Here is a 17,669-nt window from a genome sequence, read left to right as displayed (position 1 = left end):
AGTTGCGGCTTCATCAGCCCGGGAAGGTGTAGGCGGTCTTGACCGTCGTGTAGAACTCGCGCGCGTAGCTGCCCTGCTCGCGCGGGCCGTAGCTCGATCCCTTCGTGCCGCCGAACGGCACGTGATAGTCGACACCCGCCGTCGGCAGGTTGACCATCACCATCCCGGCCTGCGAGTGCAGCTTGAAGTGGGCCGCGTGCTTGAGCGAGCGCGTGCAGATGCCGGCGGACAGGCCGAACTCGGTGTCGTTGGCCAGCGCGAGCGCCTCGTCATAGTCCTTGGCTCGGACGACATTGGCCACGGGACCGAAGACCTCCTCGCGGCTGATCGTCATCGCGTTGGTCGTGCCGGTGATCAACGCGGGCAGCTGGTAGAAGCCCTGGGTCTCGCGCTCGACGACCTCGCCGCCGAACGCCAGCGTGCCGCCCTCCTTCTTCGCGATGTCGACATAGCGCAGGTTCTGGTCGAGCTGGCGCTGGTCGACGACGGGACCGATGTCGGTGCCGGCCTTCAGCGCGTGGTCGATCTTGAGCGTCTTCAGCTTCGCGACGACGGCATCGACGAAACGGTCATGGATGCCCTCGGTGACGAGGATCCGGCTGGACGCCGTGCAGCGCTGGCCGGTCGAGAAGTAGGCGCTCTGCACCGCGGCGTTGACGGCGACGTCGAGGTCCGCGTCGTCGAGCACGATCAGCGGATTCTTCCCGCCCATCTCGGCCTGCACCTTGGCCTGGCGCGCGGCGCAAGCGGCGATGACGCGGCGGCCGGTCGCGACCGAGCCGGTGAAGCTCAGCGCCTTGACACGCGGCGAGTCGACCAGCGTCTGGCCGACCTGCGAGCCCGCGCCCATCACCAGGTTGAAAGCTCCCTTGGTCAGCGCGGTGCGCGACAGGATCTCGGCGATGGTCCAGGCACAGCCCGGCACCAGTTCGGCCGGCTTGAACACGACCGTGTTGCCGTAGGCCAGCGCCGGCGCGATCTTCCAGGCCGGGATGGCGATCGGGAAGTTCCACGGCGCGATCAGGCCGACGACACCCACCGGTTGCCGGAACACATCCACCGACACGCCCGGTCGCACCGACGCCAGCGTCTCGCCGCCGCAGCGCAGCGCCTCGGCAGCGAAGAACTTGAAGATCATCGCGGCGCGGTGCGTCTCGCCCATGCCTTCGGCGAGCGTCTTGCCTTCCTCGCGCGACAGCAGCCGCCCGATCTCCTCGCGGCGCGCGAGCAGTTCGCTGCCGACCGCGTCGAGCACATCGAAGCGCTGCTGCGGCGTGCTCGAGGCCCAGGCCGGGAACGCCGCCTGCGCCGCGGCGATCGCAGCCTCGGTCTGCGCAGCGTCGGCCTGCGCGTACAGCCCGATCACGTCGCTGGTGTCGGACGGGTTGATATTGGGACGCTGGTCCACGCCGGCGACCCATTCGCCGCCGATGTAGTTCTTGAATTCAGGGATTTGGCTCATGACGGTCCTCGTTCGGATGAATCAGCGCGCCCAGCGCAGCACCAGCGGATCCAGGCGCTTGGCCGCGTCGAGCAGGCCGGCGCGGACATGCGGGTTCATCGTCGGGAACGGATGACGCGGCAGGTCGCAGGCGATCACGCCACCGGCCAGCATCAGCGCCTTCGCGGTCAGGATGCCGCCCTGGCGGTTCTCGTAATTGATCAGCGGCAACCAGCGCCCGTACTCGGCCACGGCCGTCTCGCGGTCGCCCGCGGCGAACGCATCGACGATCTTGCGGATGCCGTCGGGATACGCGCCGCCCGTCATCGCACCGGTCGCGCCCGCGTCCAGGTCGGCCAGCAAGGTGATGGCCTCCTCGCCGTCCCATGGGCCCTCGATCGCGTCGCCGCCCAGCGCGATCAGCTCGCGCAGCTTGCTCGCGGCCCCGGCGGTCTCGATCTTGAAGTAGCGGACCTGCTCGATCTCCTTGGCCATGCGCGCCAGGAACGGCGCCGGCAGCGGCGTGCCGGACATCGGCGCGTCCTGGATCATGATCGGGATGTCGATCGCGTCGGACAGACGCGCGTAGAACTCGAAGATGCCGGCCTCGCCCACGCGCAGCGTCGCGCCGTGATACGGCGGCATCACCATGACCATCGCGGCGCCCAGCTCCTGCGCCATGCGGCTGCGCTCGGCGCAGATCTGTGTGCTGTAGTGGGTGGTGGTGACGATCACCGGCACCCGGCCGGCGACATGCTCGAGGATCGTCCGCGTCAGCACCGCGCGCTCGTCGTCGCCCAGCACGAACTGCTCGGAGAAGTTGGCCAGGATGCACAGGCCGGTCGAGCCGGCATCGATCATGAAGTCGATGCAACGCTTCTGGCTCTCCAGGTCGAGGCCGCCTTGCTCGTTGAACGTCGTCGGCACGACCGGGAACACGCCCTTGTAGGGCCGAGGGAAGCTCAGGCTCATGTTGTCTCCAGCGTCTTCAATCTTGTTGGGGTGGAATTAAAGTATTACTTTATAGAACACCGTATCGGGGCAAACCCTCATTCAATCGGATTTGACTGGTTAAATAGTAAGACTTATAGAATCCTGCCTTCGACAGAGGGACGCCCGGCGGCGGCCCGCGCGCGGACGACACGAAGAGGCGCGACACTCGCGCCCGGAACCACGGAGACGACATGACGAGCGCCATCTATCCCAGCCTGCGCGACCAGCGCGTGCTCATCACCGGCGGAGCGACCGGCATCGGCGCGACGCTGGTGGAGCGATTCGCCGCGCAGGGTGCGCGGGTGGGCTTCATCGACATCGCGGCGGAAGCCGGCCATGCGCTGGCGGCGAAGCTGCCGGGCAGCGCGTTCGTGGCCGCCGACCTGACCGACATCGCGCAACTGCGGGCCGCGATCGCAACGCTGCGGGAGCAGCTCGGCGGGCCGTTCAAGGCGCTGCTGAACAACGCGGCGAACGACAAGCGCCATCCGCTGGAAGAGGTGACCCCGGAGTTCTGGGACCAGGCCATCGCCGTCAACATCAAGCACCAGTTTTTCGCCGCGCAGGCGGTGGTGCCGGACATGAAGGCGCTGGGCGGCGGGTCCATCATCAATTTCGGGTCCTTCAGCTGGATGCTGATGCAGGGCGGCATGGCGGCCTACACGACCTCGAAGGCCGGCGTGCAGGGCCTGACACGCTCGCTGGCGCGGGACCTGGGGCCATTCAACATCCGCGTCAACACGCTGGTGCCGGGCTGGGTCATGACCGAGAAGCAGCTGAAGCTGTGGGTCAATGAAGAGACGAAAAAGGAGATCGACGCCAACCAGTGCCTGAAGCAGCCGCTGATGCCGGACCACGTCGCGGCGCTGGCGCTGTTCCTGGCGGCGGACGACAGCGCGATGTGCAGCGCGCAGGACTACATCGTCGACGGAGGCTGGGCATGAGCGCCGGGCTGGCATCGACGGCCGCTGCCGCTCGCGGTGCGGCGGAAGCGGCCCGCGTGCACGTGGACGGGCGGGACCGGCTCGGCGAATGTGCGCTGTGGTGCGAGCGCGAGCAGGCGCTGTACTGGACTGACATCGACAGCCATCGGCTCTTCCGCTGGCGGGCCGAGGCCTCGCGACCGGGCGAATCCAGCGGACCGGCGCTCGCCGGGGAGATCACTGAATGGCGGATGCCGGAGCCGCTGGGCAGCTTCGCGCTGTGCGACCTGCCCGGCCAGCTGCTGCTCGGCCTGGCCTCGGGCGTGGCGATGTTCGACCTGGCCACCGGCGAGATCGGGCCGCTGACACCGGTCGAGGCCGACGAGCCGCGCACCCGCATCAACGATGGCCGCTGCGATCCGCAGGGACGTTTCGTGTTCGGCATGTTCAATCCGCATGGCGCGGCGGTGGGCGGCTATTACCGCGCATCGATGGCGGGCGTGGGCATCGGGCGCGGCCTGGCCATCGAGCGGCTGCCGCTGCCGCCGGGGATCGTCGGCAACTCGCTGAACTTCAGTCCCGACGGCGGCACGCTGTATTACACCGACTCCCCCACCCGCACGATCTGGGCGATGGACTACCACGCCGACGGACGCTTGGGCGAGCGTCGCGTCTTCGTGCAGCTGCCGCTGGACGGCGGCGAGCCGGACGGCGCGGCGGTCGACGCCGAAGGCGGCCTGTGGTCGGCGATCTGGGGAGACGGGGTGGTGATCCGATTCGACGCGCAGGGCCGCGAGACGCTGCGACTGGCGGTGCCGGCGTCGCAGCCGACCTGTCCGGTCTTCGGTGGGCCGGCGCTGGACCGGCTCTTCGTGACGACCGCGCGCCGGCAATGCGAGCATGAGCCGCTGGCGGGCGCCCTGTTCGAACTCGATCCGCACGGCCATCGCGGCCAGGCCCCCCACCGGTTCAGCACACGATGAAAGCGCTTCAACAACGGGTGTACGGCCACCTGCCTGACGGCCGGCCGGTGCATGAGTTCACGATGGACAACGGACGTGGCCTGCGGTTGTCGGCGATCACCTATGGGGGCATCGTCACGCGGCTGGAGGTGCCGGATGCGCGCGGCGAATCAGGCAACGTCGTGCTGGGCCTGCCGACGCTCGAGGACTACGTGCTGCGCAATCCGCATTTCGGCGTGATCGTCGGCCGGTATGGCAACCGGATCGCCAACGCCGCGTTCCGCCTCGATGGCGAACGGCATGCGCTGGTGGCCAACGACGGCAGCAACTGCCTGCACGGCGGGACGCGCGGCTTCGGGCTGCTGCTCTGGCGCGCGGAGGCGGAAAGCGACAGCTGCCTGCGCTTCGAGCTCGACAGCCCGGACGGGGACCAGGGTTTCCCGGGACGGCTGCGGGCGGTGGTGCGTTATCGGCTGGTCGAGGACATGGGTTGGCAGGTCGAGTACGAGGCGACCACCGACAAGCCGACGGTGGTGAACCTGACCCACCACGACTACTTCAACCTGGCGGGCCGCGGCTCGGCCCTCGGGCATGAGCTGCAGATCGCGGGCAGCCGGTACTGCGAGGTCGATGCGACGGCGATTCCGACGGGCATCGCGCCGGTGGCCGCTACACCGTTCGACTTCCGCGAGCCGCAGGTCATCGAGGCGCGCCTGCGCCAAGGGCATCCGCAGCTGCGCCACGGCAAGGGCTACGACCACAACTGGGTGCTGGATGCGCCGTTCGACGGCGAACTGCATTTGGCGGCGCGGTTGCGCGACCCGGTGTCGGGCCGCTCGATGGAGGTGCTGACGACGGAGCCGGCGATGCAGTTCTATTCGGGCAACTTCCTGGACGGCAGTCTGCTGGGCAGCGGCGGGGAGTTCTATCGACAGGGAGATGGCCTCTGCCTGGAGACGCAGCACAACCCGGATTCACCGAACCGGCCCGCCAGCGCCGACTGGCCTTCCACGGTCCTGCGACCGGGCGAGGTCTATCGGAGCGTGACGCTGCATCGGTTTGCCGCCGGCTGAGCATCGGATCATCGAGGCAGGACATCGATAGCAGGCAGGCCCCGTCCATCCGGGAGGCGTCGCGGTCGAATGTCCGTCTCGATTTCCTTGCCAACCCTCATTCAGACGGCGTGTCGTCGTCGGTGTGATCGTTCGACTCTTCGCGCCTCGGCCAAGGCTCCGCATGCACGGTCGCGGGGGTGGACTTGACGGTCACCCGCACACTGCCGTCCTCCTGCATTTGCCAGCAGAACCGCGTATCCAGCTTCGCGCCCGTGGCCTTGCGGATCTCCTTCGGAACGAGGATCCGGCCGTTCATCTCCATGCGGGTCATCGACACATGACGCTCCTTGCAGGCTCAACGCAACAGTTCCACGCCAGCGAGCGACGAGGCGTTGCGATCGAAGGTGTGAAGTGGACTACGGTCATTCACGGCCGCCATTTCGGCGTGGATGCTGTCGGCCAACTCGGCCCCCGAGAACTCGTAGCCCGCCAGCGCATTGAGCACGGCGGCTTCGCGTTCGAACGCCACATTGCCTGACGTCATCAACTGCCTCAAGGCAGCGAGCACCTCCGGCTTACCGAGGCGGTACCTCGAACGCAGCACCCACTCGAGTTCGAGCAGCACGGTTGTCGACACGAACAACTTCTGCCCGTGGCAGGCACAGCGCAGTTGGAGCCGGCGAACCGCTTCCAGTTGGGTAGCGTCGTCCCGGACGATCAAGCGCACCAGGACGTTCGTGTCGACAGCGCACATCAGCGGAAGGGGTTCATCTCTTCCACCGACACGGTGATGCCCGGCCCCGGCGTCAGCATCCCTGCGAGGTCCTCGATCTTTCCGGTCTTGGGCACCACCTGAAGCACCCCGCCCCTCAGCAGGACCCAGAGGAACTCCGTTCCGGGCATGGCTTTCACGGCTTGGCGAATCTCCTTGGGCACGGTCAACCGACCGTCGGCGGACATGATGGATACCGGCATTGCGATCTCCTGGCAGCTCGATCCGCCCACTCTAGGCAGGCACCCGGCGCGGGGCCATGACCCTCACTTGTGGAGATGGCCTCGAGCCGACTCCGACAAGGCAGCGCACTGCCTCCGATGCGGGGCAGCGCGCCGCCACCCGGGCCGTCCTCCGACGCCCGGGTCGCACGCGTCCGAGCGCGCGCTTCAGGAGGCGACAGGGCCTCGCGCCGGACCGACCTGATCGGGGGCAGCGCGCTCCCGCTCCGGCACCGCCTCATCGCGCCGGTAGGCCCACCGGTACAGCACCGGCAGCACCAGCAAGGTCAACGCCGTCGACGACAGGATGCCGCCGATCACCACCGTCGCCAGCGGCCGCTGCACCTCAGCCCCAGTGCCGGTGGCCAGCGCCATCGGCACGAAGCCCAGCGACGCCACCAGCGCCGTCATCAGCACCGGTCGCAGGCGCGTCAGCGCGCCCTCGTGAATGGCCTCGTCCAGGGACCGCCCCTGCTCCCGCAACTGCCGGATGAAGGAGATCATCACCAGCCCGTTGAGCACCGCCACCCCGCTGAGCGCGATGAAGCCGACCGCCGCCGAGATCGACAGCGGAATCCCCCGCAACCACAGCGCCAGCACGCCGCCGGTGAGGGCGAAAGGAATGCCCGAGAACACCAGCAGACCGTCCCGCGCGTTGCCGAACATCGCGAACAGCAAGACGAAGACCAGCCCCAGCGCCACCGGGACCACCACGCGCAGACGCTCGCTCGCCGATTGCAGGTTCTCGTACTGCCCGCCCCAACCCAGCCAGTAGCCCGACGGCAGGCTCACCTGCGTGCTCACCACCCGCTGCGCCTCGGCGACGAAGGAACCGAGATCGCGACCGCGCACGTTGGCGCTGACCACCACCCGTCGCTTGCCGTCCTCGCGGCTGACCTGGTTCGGCCCCGGCGCCAGCGACAGGGTCGCCAACGCCGACAGCGGCAGGAATCGCACCGCGCCGTCCGCGCCCTTGGGGAGCGGCACCGGCAGCCGCTCGATCGCCGACAGGTCCGTCCGCAGCGCCTCGGGCAACCGCACCACGACCGGGAACCGCCGGTCGCCCTCGAACAGCGTCCCCGCATGCGCACCGCCGGTGGCCGTGGCCACCAGCTCCTGCACGTCGAGCAGGTTCAGGCCGTACCGCGCGACCTGCTCGCGATCGATGTCCACCGTCAGCATCGGCAGACCGGTCGTCTGCTCGATGTTGACCTCCGTCGCGCCGTCGATCCGGCCGAGCACCTCGGCAATGCGCGCCGCCGCCGCGTCGAGCTGCGCCATGTCGTCGCCGAAGACCTTCACCGCCACATCCGAGCGCACGCCCGAGATCAGCTCGTTGAAGCGCAGCTGGATCGGCTGCGAGAACTCGTAGTTCTGCCCGGGCAGCGTGGCCAGCTCCGCCTGCACCGCCTGGATCAGCGCGTCGCGCGTGCGCCGGGGTGCCGGCCACTGGTCGCGCGGCTTGAGCATCACATAGGCATCGGAGATGTTGGGCGGCATCGGGTCCGCCGCGATCTCGGCCGTGCCGGTGCGCGAGAAGACCCGCTCGATCTCCGGGAACTTCTGCTTCAGCCGCGCCTCCAGCTGCTGCTGCATCGCCACCGACTGCGTCAGGCTGGTGCCGGGCAGCCGCAGCGCCTGCACCGCGAAGTCGCCCTCGTCGAGGCTGGGCACGAACTCGCTGCCCAGCCGCGTCGCCAGCAGCGTGGACAGCACCACGGCCACGACGGCGCCGGTGATCACCACCGGCCGCGCCGCCATCGCCCGGTGCAGCAGCGGCTCGTAGGCACGGTGCGCCCAGGCCATCAGGCGGCTTTCCTTCTCCTGGACCTTGTCGCCGATGAACAGCGCCACCGCGGCCGGCACGAAGGTGATCGACAGGATCATCGCCCCCAGCAGCGCCATCACCACGGTCACCGCCATCGGATGGAACATGCGGCCTTCCACGCCGGTGAGCGCGAAGATCGGCAGGTACACGACCATGATGATCAGTTGCCCGAACAGCAGCGGCCGGCGCGCCTCCTGCGCCGCGGCGAAGACTTCATGGAAGCGCTCGCCGCGCGTCAGCGGCCGGCCCAGCCGCGCCTGGGCATGCGCCAGCCGCCGCACGCAGTTCTCGACGATCACGACCGCGCCGTCCACGATGATCCCGAAGTCCAGGGCGCCCAGGCTCATCAGGTTGGCGCTGACCTTCTGGCTGACCATGCCGCTGAAGGTGAACAGCATCGACAGCGGGATGACCATCGCCGTCAGCACGGCCGCGCGCAGGTTGCCCAGGAACAGGAACAGCACCGCGATCACCAGCACCGCGCCTTCGACCAGGTTCTTCCTCACCGTGGCAATGGCCTTGTCGACCAGCACCGTGCGGTCGTAGACGGTCACCACATGGACGCCCCGGGGCAGCGTGGTGGCGATCTCCTTCATCTTGCGGTCCACCGCCTGGGCGACGCTGCGGCTGTTCTCGCCGACCAGCATGAACACCGTGCCCAGCACCACCTCGCGGCCGTTGTCGGTCGCGGCACCACCGCGCAGTTCCTTGCCGATGCCGACCTGCGCCACGTCGCGCACCCGCACCGGCACGCCGCCTTCGCTGCGCAGCACGACCTTGCCGATGTCGGCCAGGTCGCGCAGCTGGCCGGGTGCGCGGATCAGGTACTGCTCGCCGCGTCGCTCGATGTAGCCGGCGCCGACATTGGCGTTGTTGCGCTCCAGCGCCGCGACGACGTCCGCCAGCGTCAGCCCGTGGGCCGACAGGCGCCCCGGGTCGGGTGCGACCTCGAACTCCTTCCCGAAGCCGCCGATCGTGTTGACCTCGGTCACGCCCAGCACGTTGCGCAGCTGCGGCTTGACCACCCAGTCCTGCAGTTCGCGCAGGTCGGTCGGTGTGTAGGGCGCGCCGTCGGCCTTGCGCGCGCCGTCCTCGGCCTCGAGCGTCCACTGGTAGATCTCGCCCAGGCCGGTGGACACCGGCCCCATCGCCGGCGTCAGCCCATCGGGCAGATGCTCGCGCGCGGCCTGCAGCCGCTCGTTGACCAACTGCCGCGCGAAGTGGAGGTCGGTGCCGTCGCGGAAGATCACCGTGACCTGCGACAGGCCGTAGCGCGACAGCGAGCGGGTCTGCTTCAGCCCCGGCAGCCCCGCCATCGCGGTCTCCACCGGGAAGGTCACGCGCTGCTCGGTCTCCAGCGGCGAATAGCCCGGCGCCCCGGTGTTGATCTGCACCTGGACGTTGGTGATGTCGGGCACGGCGTCGATCGGCAGCTTCTGGTAGCTGAAGATCCCCAGCGCCGCCATGCCCAGCACGGCCAGCAGCACCAGCCAGCGGTGCTCGATGGCGAATCGGATGATGCGTTCGAACATGCCGCCTCCGTCAGTGCGAATGGGTCGCCGAGCCCTTGCCGGCCTCAGACTTGATGACGAAGGCATTGCGCGTCGCGACCCGCATGCCGGGCTTGAGGCCGTCGAGGATCTCGATGCGCCGCCCGTCCGCGCGACCGGTCTTCACCGGCTGCCCGGCGAAGCCTTCGGGCACCCGCACGAAGACGACCGGCCGGTTCTCCAGAAGCTGCACCGCCTCCGCCGGGACGGTCACCGGGGCCGACGTCTCGCCGGTCACCAGGTCCACGTCGACGAACAGGCCCGGCCGCCAGGCGCGATCCGGATTCGACAAGGCGATCCGCGCCTGCGCCGTGCGGGTCTGTCCGCCGATCAACGCGCCGACGTAGGCGACGGTGCCCGGCGCCGACTGCTCCAAGGCGGTGGCGCGCACCACCGCCCGCTCGCCCACGCGCACCTTGGTCAGGTCGCCGGCGGGCACGTCGATCCGCGCCCACACGGTGCGCAGGTCCGACAGCACGAAGACGCTGGCGTCCTCCTTGACCTGCTCGCCCAGCGCCAGGTGTTTCTCGACGACGACGCCGTCGAAGGGCGCGCGCAGCTCGAAGCGATTGAGCGCGCCAGCGGTCGGCGAAGCGCCCACCGCCTGCAGCTTTTGCCGCGCGTTCGCGACGGCGATCTCCGCCTCCCGCAGCGCCTGCTCGGCCACATCGACGTCCTGGCGAGGCGCGATCTTCTCCTCCCACAGCTGGCGCTCTCGCTCGAAGGTCCTGCGCGCGAGCTGCTGCCGCTTCTGCGCGGCAAGCAGTTCGCTGCGCTGGTCCGACACCTGCGCGCTGGCGATGACCGCCAGCAGTTCCCCCTTGCGCACCGCCTGGCCGAGCGCGGCCGGTACCGCCTCCACGACGCCTCCGACGCGAGGCACCACATGGGCGGTGCGGTCCTCATCGAAGCCGATCTCCCCCGGCAAGCGGGTGGTCGTGCGGATCGTCGCCGGCCCCACGACCTCGAGCGCGATCGCGGCCGACTGGATCTGGGCCTCGGTCATGGCGACCGTCTCGACCGCCGGCGTCCCATGGTCGACTTTCGCGGCCGCCTGCTCGCCGGCGTGATCGGCCGAGTCCGCCGACCCATGCCCGTCCTGGGTCGCCGAGGGCCGTCCCTCCCCCGCCCGATCATGGCCGTGGTCGCCGTCGTGGTCCTTGTGACCCTCGTGACCCTCGTCGGCATGCGCGTCGTGGCCGCCCTGGGGCGAGGACGCAGGGCCGGAGGCCAGGATGGCCGCGCCGCCGCCCAGGCCGATGGCCAGCAGCACCGCGATCGCGATCCATTGCCGCCTCGGCAGCGTGCGGCCCGAGGCCGTCTTCTCGTCTTGCTTGTTGAAATTCATCGTCGTTCTCACGGTTGCTGGACAGGGGCGCCGAGGCGCCGGTCGAGGTCGGCCTGGCCGCGGTACGCCTTGGCCAACGCGTCCAGGAGCTGCGTCCGCGCCTGCAGCCAGGTGCGCTGCGCGTCGAGCACGTCGAGGAAGCCGAACTTGCCCAGCTCGAAGCCGCGGCTCGCGGCGATGTAGGCCTCGCGCGCACCGGGCAGCACGTCGCGGCGCAGTGCCTCAGCCTCGTCGGCACGGGCGCGCAACTCATCGGCGGCGCTGAGCACCTCGGCCCGCAGCCGCTGCGATTCGGCCTCGGCGCGCTGCTCGGCGGCCTGCCGGCGCTTGAGGGCCTCGCGTTGCGCGCCCTGGTTGCGGTCGAACAGCGGCAGCGGCAGCGACACGCCGATCACCGCCTGGCTGCGGCCGATCTCCTGCGAGCGCTTCGCGCCCAGGCTGACCGTCACGTCGGGGATCCGGCGGGTCCGCGCCAGCTCATAGGCGGCCTGGGCCTGCTCGACATCCAGCCGAGCCCGGCGCAGCGCCGGCGCCTCGGCCATCCGCCGCGCGATCTCGGCGGCATCCGGCAACGGCGGCAACGACTCCGCGCGGCCATCGAGCGCGCCGATCGCGGACTCGTCCATGCCGACGGCGGCCGCCAGCGCATGCCGCGCGGCGAGCTGCTCGGCCTGCGCCTGACGCCATTCGATCCGCGCCGTCGACACCGCGACCCGCGCGCGGGTTTCGTCGATCGGCGACAGCTTGCCGGCGGCCACGCGTCGCGCGGTCGCGCCGGCGCCATCGCCAGCGATGCGCAGCGACTCCTCGGCGGTACGAACCCGCTCCTGCGCCAGCAGGGCGGCGAAGAAGGCCTGCACCACCTCGGCGCGGAGTTCGGTGCGAACGGCGTCGAGCTCCGCCTGCGCGAGGTCGCGACCGCGCCGGGCCAGTTCGGTCCGGGCGGCGCGCTGGCCGCCGATCTCCAGCGGCTGGCTCAGCAGGACGGTGACGGTGCGGGTCTCGCGCCGGGTGTCCTCCTGCTCCAGCGACAGCGTCGGATTGGGTGGAAGGGCTGCCTGCCGCACCGCGCCATCGGAGGCCTCGACCTCGAAGGCGGCCGCGCGCAGGCGGGGATGGGCGCTCAGGGCGCGCTCGATGGCCGCGGCCAGCGAGAGCGGCTGCGGCGCTTCCGGACGCTGCGTGGCGGATGGAAACCCGGCCTCGGTGTCGGACCAAGGCTCGGCGGCCGCCGGGCCGGACGAGGCCCGACCCGACAGGGGAAGAAGGGAGAGCAGTGCCGCGCTGCACAGCGGCACCAGGAACTTGCGCATCGGAGACTCCGGCGTTGCGCCCGCCGCCACCTGGGGCGGCGGGCAGGATGGGGATCAACGGGGAATCGGCGAGCGCCTGTCGCCTCGGCCAAGCCGAGGCGGTCGGGGATCAGGGAAGGAAGAGGCGCCCGCCGTCAGGCGGCGCGCCAATTGGGCCGTTCGCGGCGGTCGGGGCCGCGCGAGGACCAGGGCTCGGGTGCGGCCGCGCTTGCGACTGGCGCGCCCAGGGCCGGCAGTTCCAGCGGCGTGCTCGCCACCGGCTGCGTGTGTCCGAGATGGCAGAAGCCGCAGTCGTCGTCGACGCAAGGGGGCGGCTGAGGGGCGCCCTTGTCCGCGGCGGAGGACGAGGTGTCCGCGGCCTGCATCGGCGGCTCGGTCGGCGCTGGCGATGGCGCATCGGACTGCGCGGCCCCGGCGAGATCGACCGCGGCAGCGACCGCGATGCCCCCTGGGCTGGTGCCGCCGGACCGGTCGTCGCCCTCATGACGATGCTCGTGATGCCCGACATGACGGGCGGCGGGATCGGCCTCATGCCCGCAATAGGTCGCCGCCACCGCCCAGCTGAGCTGGAGCGGCAGCAGGATCAGCAGGAAGACGGCGAGCCAGCGGCGCATGGGGCGCGAGTATAGGTGGCCGATTCCGCGAGCATCTCGTCGACCTGCGTCGCCAAATGCAGATTGACGCGCACGGCGGTCCACTCCTCCCTGCCCCGTGCGAAGGCCCGGCCGTTGGCCGCTTCCTGGATCGCATGCTCGCCCCAGAGGCCACGTTCCCCGAAGGCCGGCGCCGCCGAGACGATGGCCGATGCGGCCTCCTGGCTGGCGTCGTCGACCGACGATCGCAGGCGGCGCTCGAAACGCCATTCGCCCTGCCGGGGGTAATCGATCCGCACCAGGCCTGGCGGCCACTCGGGGGCGGGCTCGCTCGGCGCGTGAACCGAGCCATGGTCGCCATAGGCGACCCGGGCCGAGGCGCCGACACGTCGATGCAGCTCCCGCTCGAGGATGGCCAGCCGTCCCGAACGGGGGAATTCGCCGGTCGGCGCGCGGCCCTGCGCCTGCGCGGCGGACGGAAAGCTGTTGCCCATCACCACCATGCGCAGGCCGGGCCATCTCGCCTGCCAGCGCAACACCAGGTCGCGCGCGTTGCCGGCGCAGCCCAGCAGCCAGTCCCGCTCGGTGCCGAAGTCCAGCACCACCAGCGCCCGGCCGGGCGCGTCGAGCTGGTCCAGCGCCTGCTCGACACCCGCCGTCAAGGGCACCGCGCCGCGCAGCCGGAAGACGACCAGGCCGAACTCGCGCTCGATGTCCACCGCCTGCTGCGCGACCGCGCGCGGGTTGACGCCGTCCGGTGCCTGCACGACGGGCACTGCCCCGGGATGGGTCTGGACGAACTCGCGCCAGAGCCGGAAACCCTGCGCCGGATCCACCAGTTGGCGCCACGCCGCCGCATGGTCGGACGGCGGCCGACCAAGGTCGACCAGGTAGGGCAACGAGCGCATCACCTCGGCGGCCTGCTGCGCCGCGCGGCGGAAGTCCACCAGGTCGGGCATCCGCGGCGTCGGCGTCAAGGTGAACAAGGGCAGCATGCGACGCTTGCGCGCCCGATCGAGCTCGCGCAAGCCCAGCAGTTCGGCCGGCTGCGTCCGCAGCGACGGAAAGTAGACGACCTCGTCCAGCGACACGTCCTTCATCGACTCCTCCTTGGGGCAGCGCCCCGATCGCGGGCGCCCCGCGCGCCCGGTCCGCGCAGGCTAGGAAGGCGGGCCTTCGCGCACCAGGGGTGGGATTGACCGATGTCAGGAATCGCAGCGGAGCAGGGATTTGTATGCCGCTGTATCTGACGGACGTCAGGCGACACCGGCATGCAGGTCGGCCCGGAGCTCGACAAGCCGGAGATACATCGGCCCGCTCCACTGGGGGCCTCGCCACCACACCCCGGAGAACGACATGACCGAGGCCTCGTTTGCCCGCCGCCGCTTCCTGATGGGCGCCGCTTCCGCGGCGACCGCCGCCGCCCTGCCGACTGGCCTGAGCTGGGCCGCCACCAGCGCGCCGCCGCAGGACATGGACGGCTCGCCGATCGCCCTGTCGCCGGCCTTCGGCGTCCTGAAGCAGATCGACGCGGGCGACCTGCGTGTCGGCTACGTCGAGGCCGGTCCGGCCGACGGCCCGCCAGTCCTGCTGCTGCACGGCTGGCCGTATGACATCCATACCTACGAGGAGGTCGCGCCCTTACTGGCTGCCGCCGGGCATCGCGTGATCGTTCCCTACGCGCGCGGCTACGGCACGACGCGCTTCCTGTCGCCCGATACGCCTCGCAATGGTCAGCAAGGCGCGCTCGCCAGCGATGCCATCGCGTTGCTGGACGCGCTGCGCATTCCGAAGGCGCTGGTCGCCGGCTGCGACTGGGGAGCGCGCACCGCGGGCATCCTGGCCGCGCTATGGCCGGAGCGCTGCGAGGCGCTGGTGTCGGTCAGCGGCTATCTGCTGGTCAGCCGCAAGGTCAACGCCCAGCCGCTGCCTCCCGCGGCCGAGCTGCAGTGGTGGTACCAGTACTACTTCGCGACCGAGCGCGGCCGCCTGGGGTACGAGAAATACCGCGCGGAGTTCTCCCGGCTGATCTGGCAGTTGGCCTCGCCGCAGTGGCGCTTCGACGACGCGACCTTCGCGCGCAGCGCGGCCGCCTTCGCGAATCCCGACCACGTCGACATCGTCGTGCACAACTATCGCTGGCGCCTGGGCCTGGCGGAAGGCGAGTCACGTTTCGATGCGATCGAGGCCCGCATCGGCGCGGCGCCCGCAATCGCGATCCCCGCCATCACGCTGGAGGGCGACGCCAATGGCGCGCCTCACCCGTCGCCGGCAGCCTATCGGTCCAAGTTCACCGGGCGCTACGAACACCGCGACCTGCGTGGCGGGATCGGCCACAACCTGCCGCAGGAAGCCCCGAAGGCATTCGCGCAGGCGATCCTCGATGTCAGGCGGCTCTGAACGCACCGAATGTCGGCGCCCTTGACGACACGGGGCCAAAACGAAAGCGGGGTTCCCGTGTGGGAACCCCGTTGCTCGAAGTGGGATGACCGTTCGGTACGGGTCGGGTCATCCGAAGTCCATCCTGCGGTCCGTCAGGCCAGCACGGTTCCGGTCGGACCCGACGAGCGGATCGTCACGGCCGGTGCGGGATCTGAGGGAGCGATCAGCGATTGGACGAACGCGCCGCCTCGAACTCCGGCGCATACCCCTGCTCGCTCCACAGACGCTCCAGCGTCCCGTCGGCGCGAGCCTGTTCCAGTTCATCCATCACCTGGGCACGTGTCTTGCCGCCCGCAGCTGGCGCGGAGAAGCGCAGCTCGCTGCTGGTGTCCGACGACATGCCCACCGTCACATCGGCGTCGGCCTGGTGATTCGAATACTGCACATCCATGCCACGGGCTTCATCGAAGTCCGGTGCATAACTGTGGTCGCCCTGCAGTTGGGCCAAGGTGCCGTCCGCGCGGGCCTGCTCCAGCTCGGCGATCACCTGGTCCCGGGACTTCGGCCCGGACACGATCTCTTCCTCCACCTGGGCGAAGGCAGGCACGGCCAGCGCGGCGGCCAGGGCCGCGGCGCCCAAGGGAATCGACAGCTTCTTGAAGTGATGCATGGTGAAACTCCTTCGATTGAAAGTGGTCCAGCACGCGTGATCCTTCGCGTTGGCACGGAGCGGATCCCGCTGCGTCGGCGCGCTTTTCAAACGCCTTGGAACCCACTCTATCCAGCAGGCGCTGACACGAGGCGGACATGCGGATGACGGTTTTGTCATCGCTGCGGAGCGCCGGTGGGCTGCTGCGGACGCTGCGGCAGCGCGTCGATCAGCTGACCGCGACGCTCGAGCGGCAGCGACGCTCCTGCGCGCAGAGGGAAGCCTTCAGCGCCAACGTCGCGCATGAACTGCGCACGCCGCTGACGACGCTGATCGCCGGCACCGAACTCACCCTGCGCGAAGGCGGCCTGCCGCCGGCCGCCGCCGACCGCCTGGGTGATCACCTCGACGAGCTGCGCCGCATGCAGGGCATCGTCGGCGACATGCTCTTCCTGTCTCGCGCCTACGGCGGCCAGCGCGCGCGGCGTCAAGCGGTCGAGAGCCTGGCGGCGCTGGCGCGCGAGGTGACGGACTACCACGAGGCCGCCCTCGAGGAAGCGGGGCTGTCGGTGCGCATCGAGGGCGACGGCACTGCCGAGGTCGACGCCGCGCTGCTCAAGCGGGCGCTGTCCAACCTGATCGACAACGCGACCCGCTATGCGACACCGGGCAGCGCGCTGCGCGTCGGCATCGAGCCGGGCCGAGGCGGCATCGTCCGGCTGTGGGTCGCCAACCGCGGGCCGGTGATTCCCACGGCCCGCCTGCCACGCCTCTTCGACCGCTTCTACCGTGCCGAGTCCTCGCGGGGGTCGCAGGCGCACGACGAGCGGGCATCTGGCGAGCATCTCGGCCTGGGGCTGTCCATCGTCGACGCGGTCGCGCGGATGCATGGGGGCGCGCCGTTCGCGCGGTCCGACGACGGGGAGACGCGCATCGGGTTCACCTTGACCGGCGGACGGCGCATGGCCGCCTACACTGCGCGCCGGCCCGAGGCGGCCGCCCATGACGCCCCGGCGTCGCCCCCGGCCGCCGCAACGAGATCCCCGCCTGCCTCCTCCCGATGACCGATCGCCTGCTCTCCTTCGTTCAACATCCCTGGGGTCGGCGCGTCGCGCGCGCGATCGGCCTGCCGCAACCGATGGCGCTGAGACGGCGCGACGACGCCTGGCAGGCCCAGGAGCTGACGGGACGGACCCTGCGGGTGATCTCGCCGGGCAGCGCGGCGCCGATGCCGTCGCTGTTGACCGCGATCGCGGCCCAGGGCGGCACGGTGGCCGACGACGCTCTGGCAAGCGCCCTCGTCATCGACGCGACCGGTTGCCGCGATGTCGCCGCGCTGCAGGCGCTGTTCATGCAGGCGCAACTCGCTGTCTCGGGTCTGGCGCCTGGCGGTCGGGTCCTTGCGCTGACCTCTTCCGGCGCTGCGGACGCGGCGCAAGCCGCTTGCCTGCAGGCGGTCTCCGGTTTCATCCGTGCGCTGGCCAAGGAGATCGGACGTCGCGGTGCGACCGCCAACGCGCTGGTGCTGGCCGAAGGCGCGGCCTCGGCGGAATCGCTGAGCGGCGCGCTGCGCTTCTTCGCGACGGACCGCTCGGCCTATGTGTCCGGCCAGGTGCTGACCTGGCGCAAGGACACGGAG

Annotated in this window: 17 protein-coding genes; 6 read left to right on the top strand and 11 right to left on the bottom strand. The window is 70.3% G+C overall.

Features of this window, described 5'->3' with window-relative positions; genetic code table 11:
* Nucleotides 1–13 precede the first annotated feature (13 nt).
* Together CS062_RS23035 and CS062_RS23030 are read right to left on the bottom strand one after the other, a co-directional pair.
* A complete protein-coding gene (locus CS062_RS23035; RefSeq protein WP_099864022.1) occupies nt 14–1,462 on the bottom strand; it encodes an aldehyde dehydrogenase family protein in 1,449 nt (482 codons plus the stop codon).
* A 21-nt stretch (nt 1,463–1,483) separates the two neighbouring features.
* On the bottom strand, nt 1,484–2,413 hold the full coding sequence (locus CS062_RS23030) for a dihydrodipicolinate synthase family protein (RefSeq protein ID WP_099864021.1): 930 nt from the start codon (nt 2,411–2,413) through the stop codon (nt 1,484–1,486).
* Between the two features lie 212 nt (nt 2,414–2,625).
* Here CS062_RS23030 and CS062_RS23025 point away from each other — a divergent pair, with 212 nt between their 5' ends.
* From CS062_RS23025 to CS062_RS23015, 3 genes are read left to right on the top strand one after another with little or no spacing between them, the layout of a single operon-like run.
* Nucleotides 2,626–3,378, top strand: coding sequence for an SDR family NAD(P)-dependent oxidoreductase (locus CS062_RS23025; protein WP_099864019.1), 753 nt, complete (start codon nt 2,626–2,628; stop codon nt 3,376–3,378).
* Nucleotides 3,375–4,340 carry an SMP-30/gluconolactonase/LRE family protein gene (locus CS062_RS23020; protein ID WP_099864017.1) on the top strand — a complete coding sequence of 322 codons (966 nt, stop codon included), beginning with the start codon at nt 3,375–3,377 and terminating at the stop codon, nt 4,338–4,340. Before CS062_RS23025 ends, CS062_RS23020 begins: the two co-directional genes overlap by 4 nt.
* The gene (locus CS062_RS23015) at nt 4,337–5,392 is read left to right on the top strand and encodes an aldose epimerase family protein (protein WP_099864015.1); all 1,056 of its coding nucleotides are present in this window, start codon (nt 4,337–4,339) and stop codon (nt 5,390–5,392) included. The genes CS062_RS23020 and CS062_RS23015 overlap by 4 nt, the downstream gene beginning before the upstream one ends.
* A 97-nt stretch (nt 5,393–5,489) precedes the next feature.
* Here the strand turns inward: CS062_RS23015 and CS062_RS23010 are convergent, their stop codons facing one another.
* The 8 genes from CS062_RS23010 to CS062_RS22975 form a co-directional block, all read right to left on the bottom strand.
* Entirely contained in the window at nt 5,490–5,711 is a 222-nt protein-coding gene (locus CS062_RS23010) for a hypothetical protein (protein ID WP_099864013.1), read from the bottom strand.
* Nucleotides 5,712–5,729: 18 nt separating this feature from the next.
* Nucleotides 5,730–6,128 carry a type II toxin-antitoxin system VapC family toxin gene (locus CS062_RS23005; protein ID WP_099864011.1) on the bottom strand — a complete coding sequence of 133 codons (399 nt, stop codon included), beginning with the start codon at nt 6,126–6,128 and terminating at the stop codon, nt 5,730–5,732.
* Nucleotides 6,128–6,349, bottom strand: coding sequence for an AbrB/MazE/SpoVT family DNA-binding domain-containing protein (locus tag CS062_RS23000; protein ID WP_099864010.1), 222 nt, complete (start codon nt 6,347–6,349; stop codon nt 6,128–6,130). Before CS062_RS23000 ends, CS062_RS23005 begins: the two co-directional genes overlap by 1 nt.
* Nucleotides 6,350–6,535: 186 nt before the next feature.
* Nucleotides 6,536–9,727: an efflux RND transporter permease subunit gene (locus tag CS062_RS22995; protein ID WP_099864008.1), complete on the bottom strand. Its 3,192-nt coding sequence runs from the start codon at nt 9,725–9,727 to the stop codon at nt 6,536–6,538.
* Nucleotides 9,728–9,737: 10 nt separating this feature from the next.
* Complete coding sequence (locus tag CS062_RS22990) at nt 9,738–11,093, bottom strand: efflux RND transporter periplasmic adaptor subunit (RefSeq protein ID WP_099864006.1); 1,356 nt, start codon at nt 11,091–11,093, stop codon at nt 9,738–9,740.
* Nucleotides 11,094–11,101: 8 nt separating this feature from the next.
* Nucleotides 11,102–12,406 carry a TolC family protein gene (locus CS062_RS22985; RefSeq protein WP_099864004.1) on the bottom strand — a complete coding sequence of 435 codons (1,305 nt, stop codon included), beginning with the start codon at nt 12,404–12,406 and terminating at the stop codon, nt 11,102–11,104.
* A 134-nt stretch (nt 12,407–12,540) separates the two neighbouring features.
* Nucleotides 12,541–13,020, bottom strand: coding sequence for a hypothetical protein (locus tag CS062_RS22980; RefSeq protein ID WP_099864002.1), 480 nt, complete (start codon nt 13,018–13,020; stop codon nt 12,541–12,543).
* Nucleotides 12,990–14,099 carry a beta family protein gene (locus tag CS062_RS22975; protein ID WP_099864000.1) on the bottom strand — a complete coding sequence of 370 codons (1,110 nt, stop codon included), beginning with the start codon at nt 14,097–14,099 and terminating at the stop codon, nt 12,990–12,992. The genes CS062_RS22980 and CS062_RS22975 overlap by 31 nt, the downstream gene beginning before the upstream one ends.
* 256 nt (nt 14,100–14,355) lie before the next feature.
* On the opposite strand from CS062_RS22975, the gene CS062_RS22970 reads away from it, so the two are divergent.
* Entirely contained in the window at nt 14,356–15,399 is a 1,044-nt protein-coding gene (locus CS062_RS22970; protein ID WP_099863998.1) for an alpha/beta fold hydrolase, read from the top strand.
* Between the two features lie 205 nt (nt 15,400–15,604).
* On the opposite strand, the gene CS062_RS22965 is transcribed toward CS062_RS22970, so the two are convergent.
* A complete protein-coding gene (locus tag CS062_RS22965) occupies nt 15,605–16,051 on the bottom strand; it encodes a DUF4148 domain-containing protein (protein WP_158238904.1) in 447 nt (148 codons plus the stop codon).
* 137 nt (nt 16,052–16,188) lie between these two features.
* Between CS062_RS22965 and CS062_RS22960 the strand changes: the two genes are divergently transcribed.
* Nucleotides 16,189–17,094, top strand: a complete 906-nt coding sequence (locus tag CS062_RS22960) for an ATP-binding protein (RefSeq protein WP_099863995.1) — start codon at nt 16,189–16,191, stop codon at nt 17,092–17,094.
* Nucleotides 17,091–17,669, top strand: a 579-nt coding sequence (locus CS062_RS22955) for an SDR family oxidoreductase (RefSeq protein WP_497006790.1), incomplete at its 3' end; no start/stop codon positions are given. The genes CS062_RS22960 and CS062_RS22955, both read left to right, overlap by 4 nt.

This window comes from Roseateles chitinivorans (genome assembly GCF_002761755.1).
GTDB lineage: Bacteria > Pseudomonadota > Gammaproteobacteria > Burkholderiales > Burkholderiaceae_C > Roseateles > Roseateles chitinivorans.
Note: the sequence above shows the minus strand (reverse complement) of the source record. Positions and strands in the feature narration are given on the sequence as shown.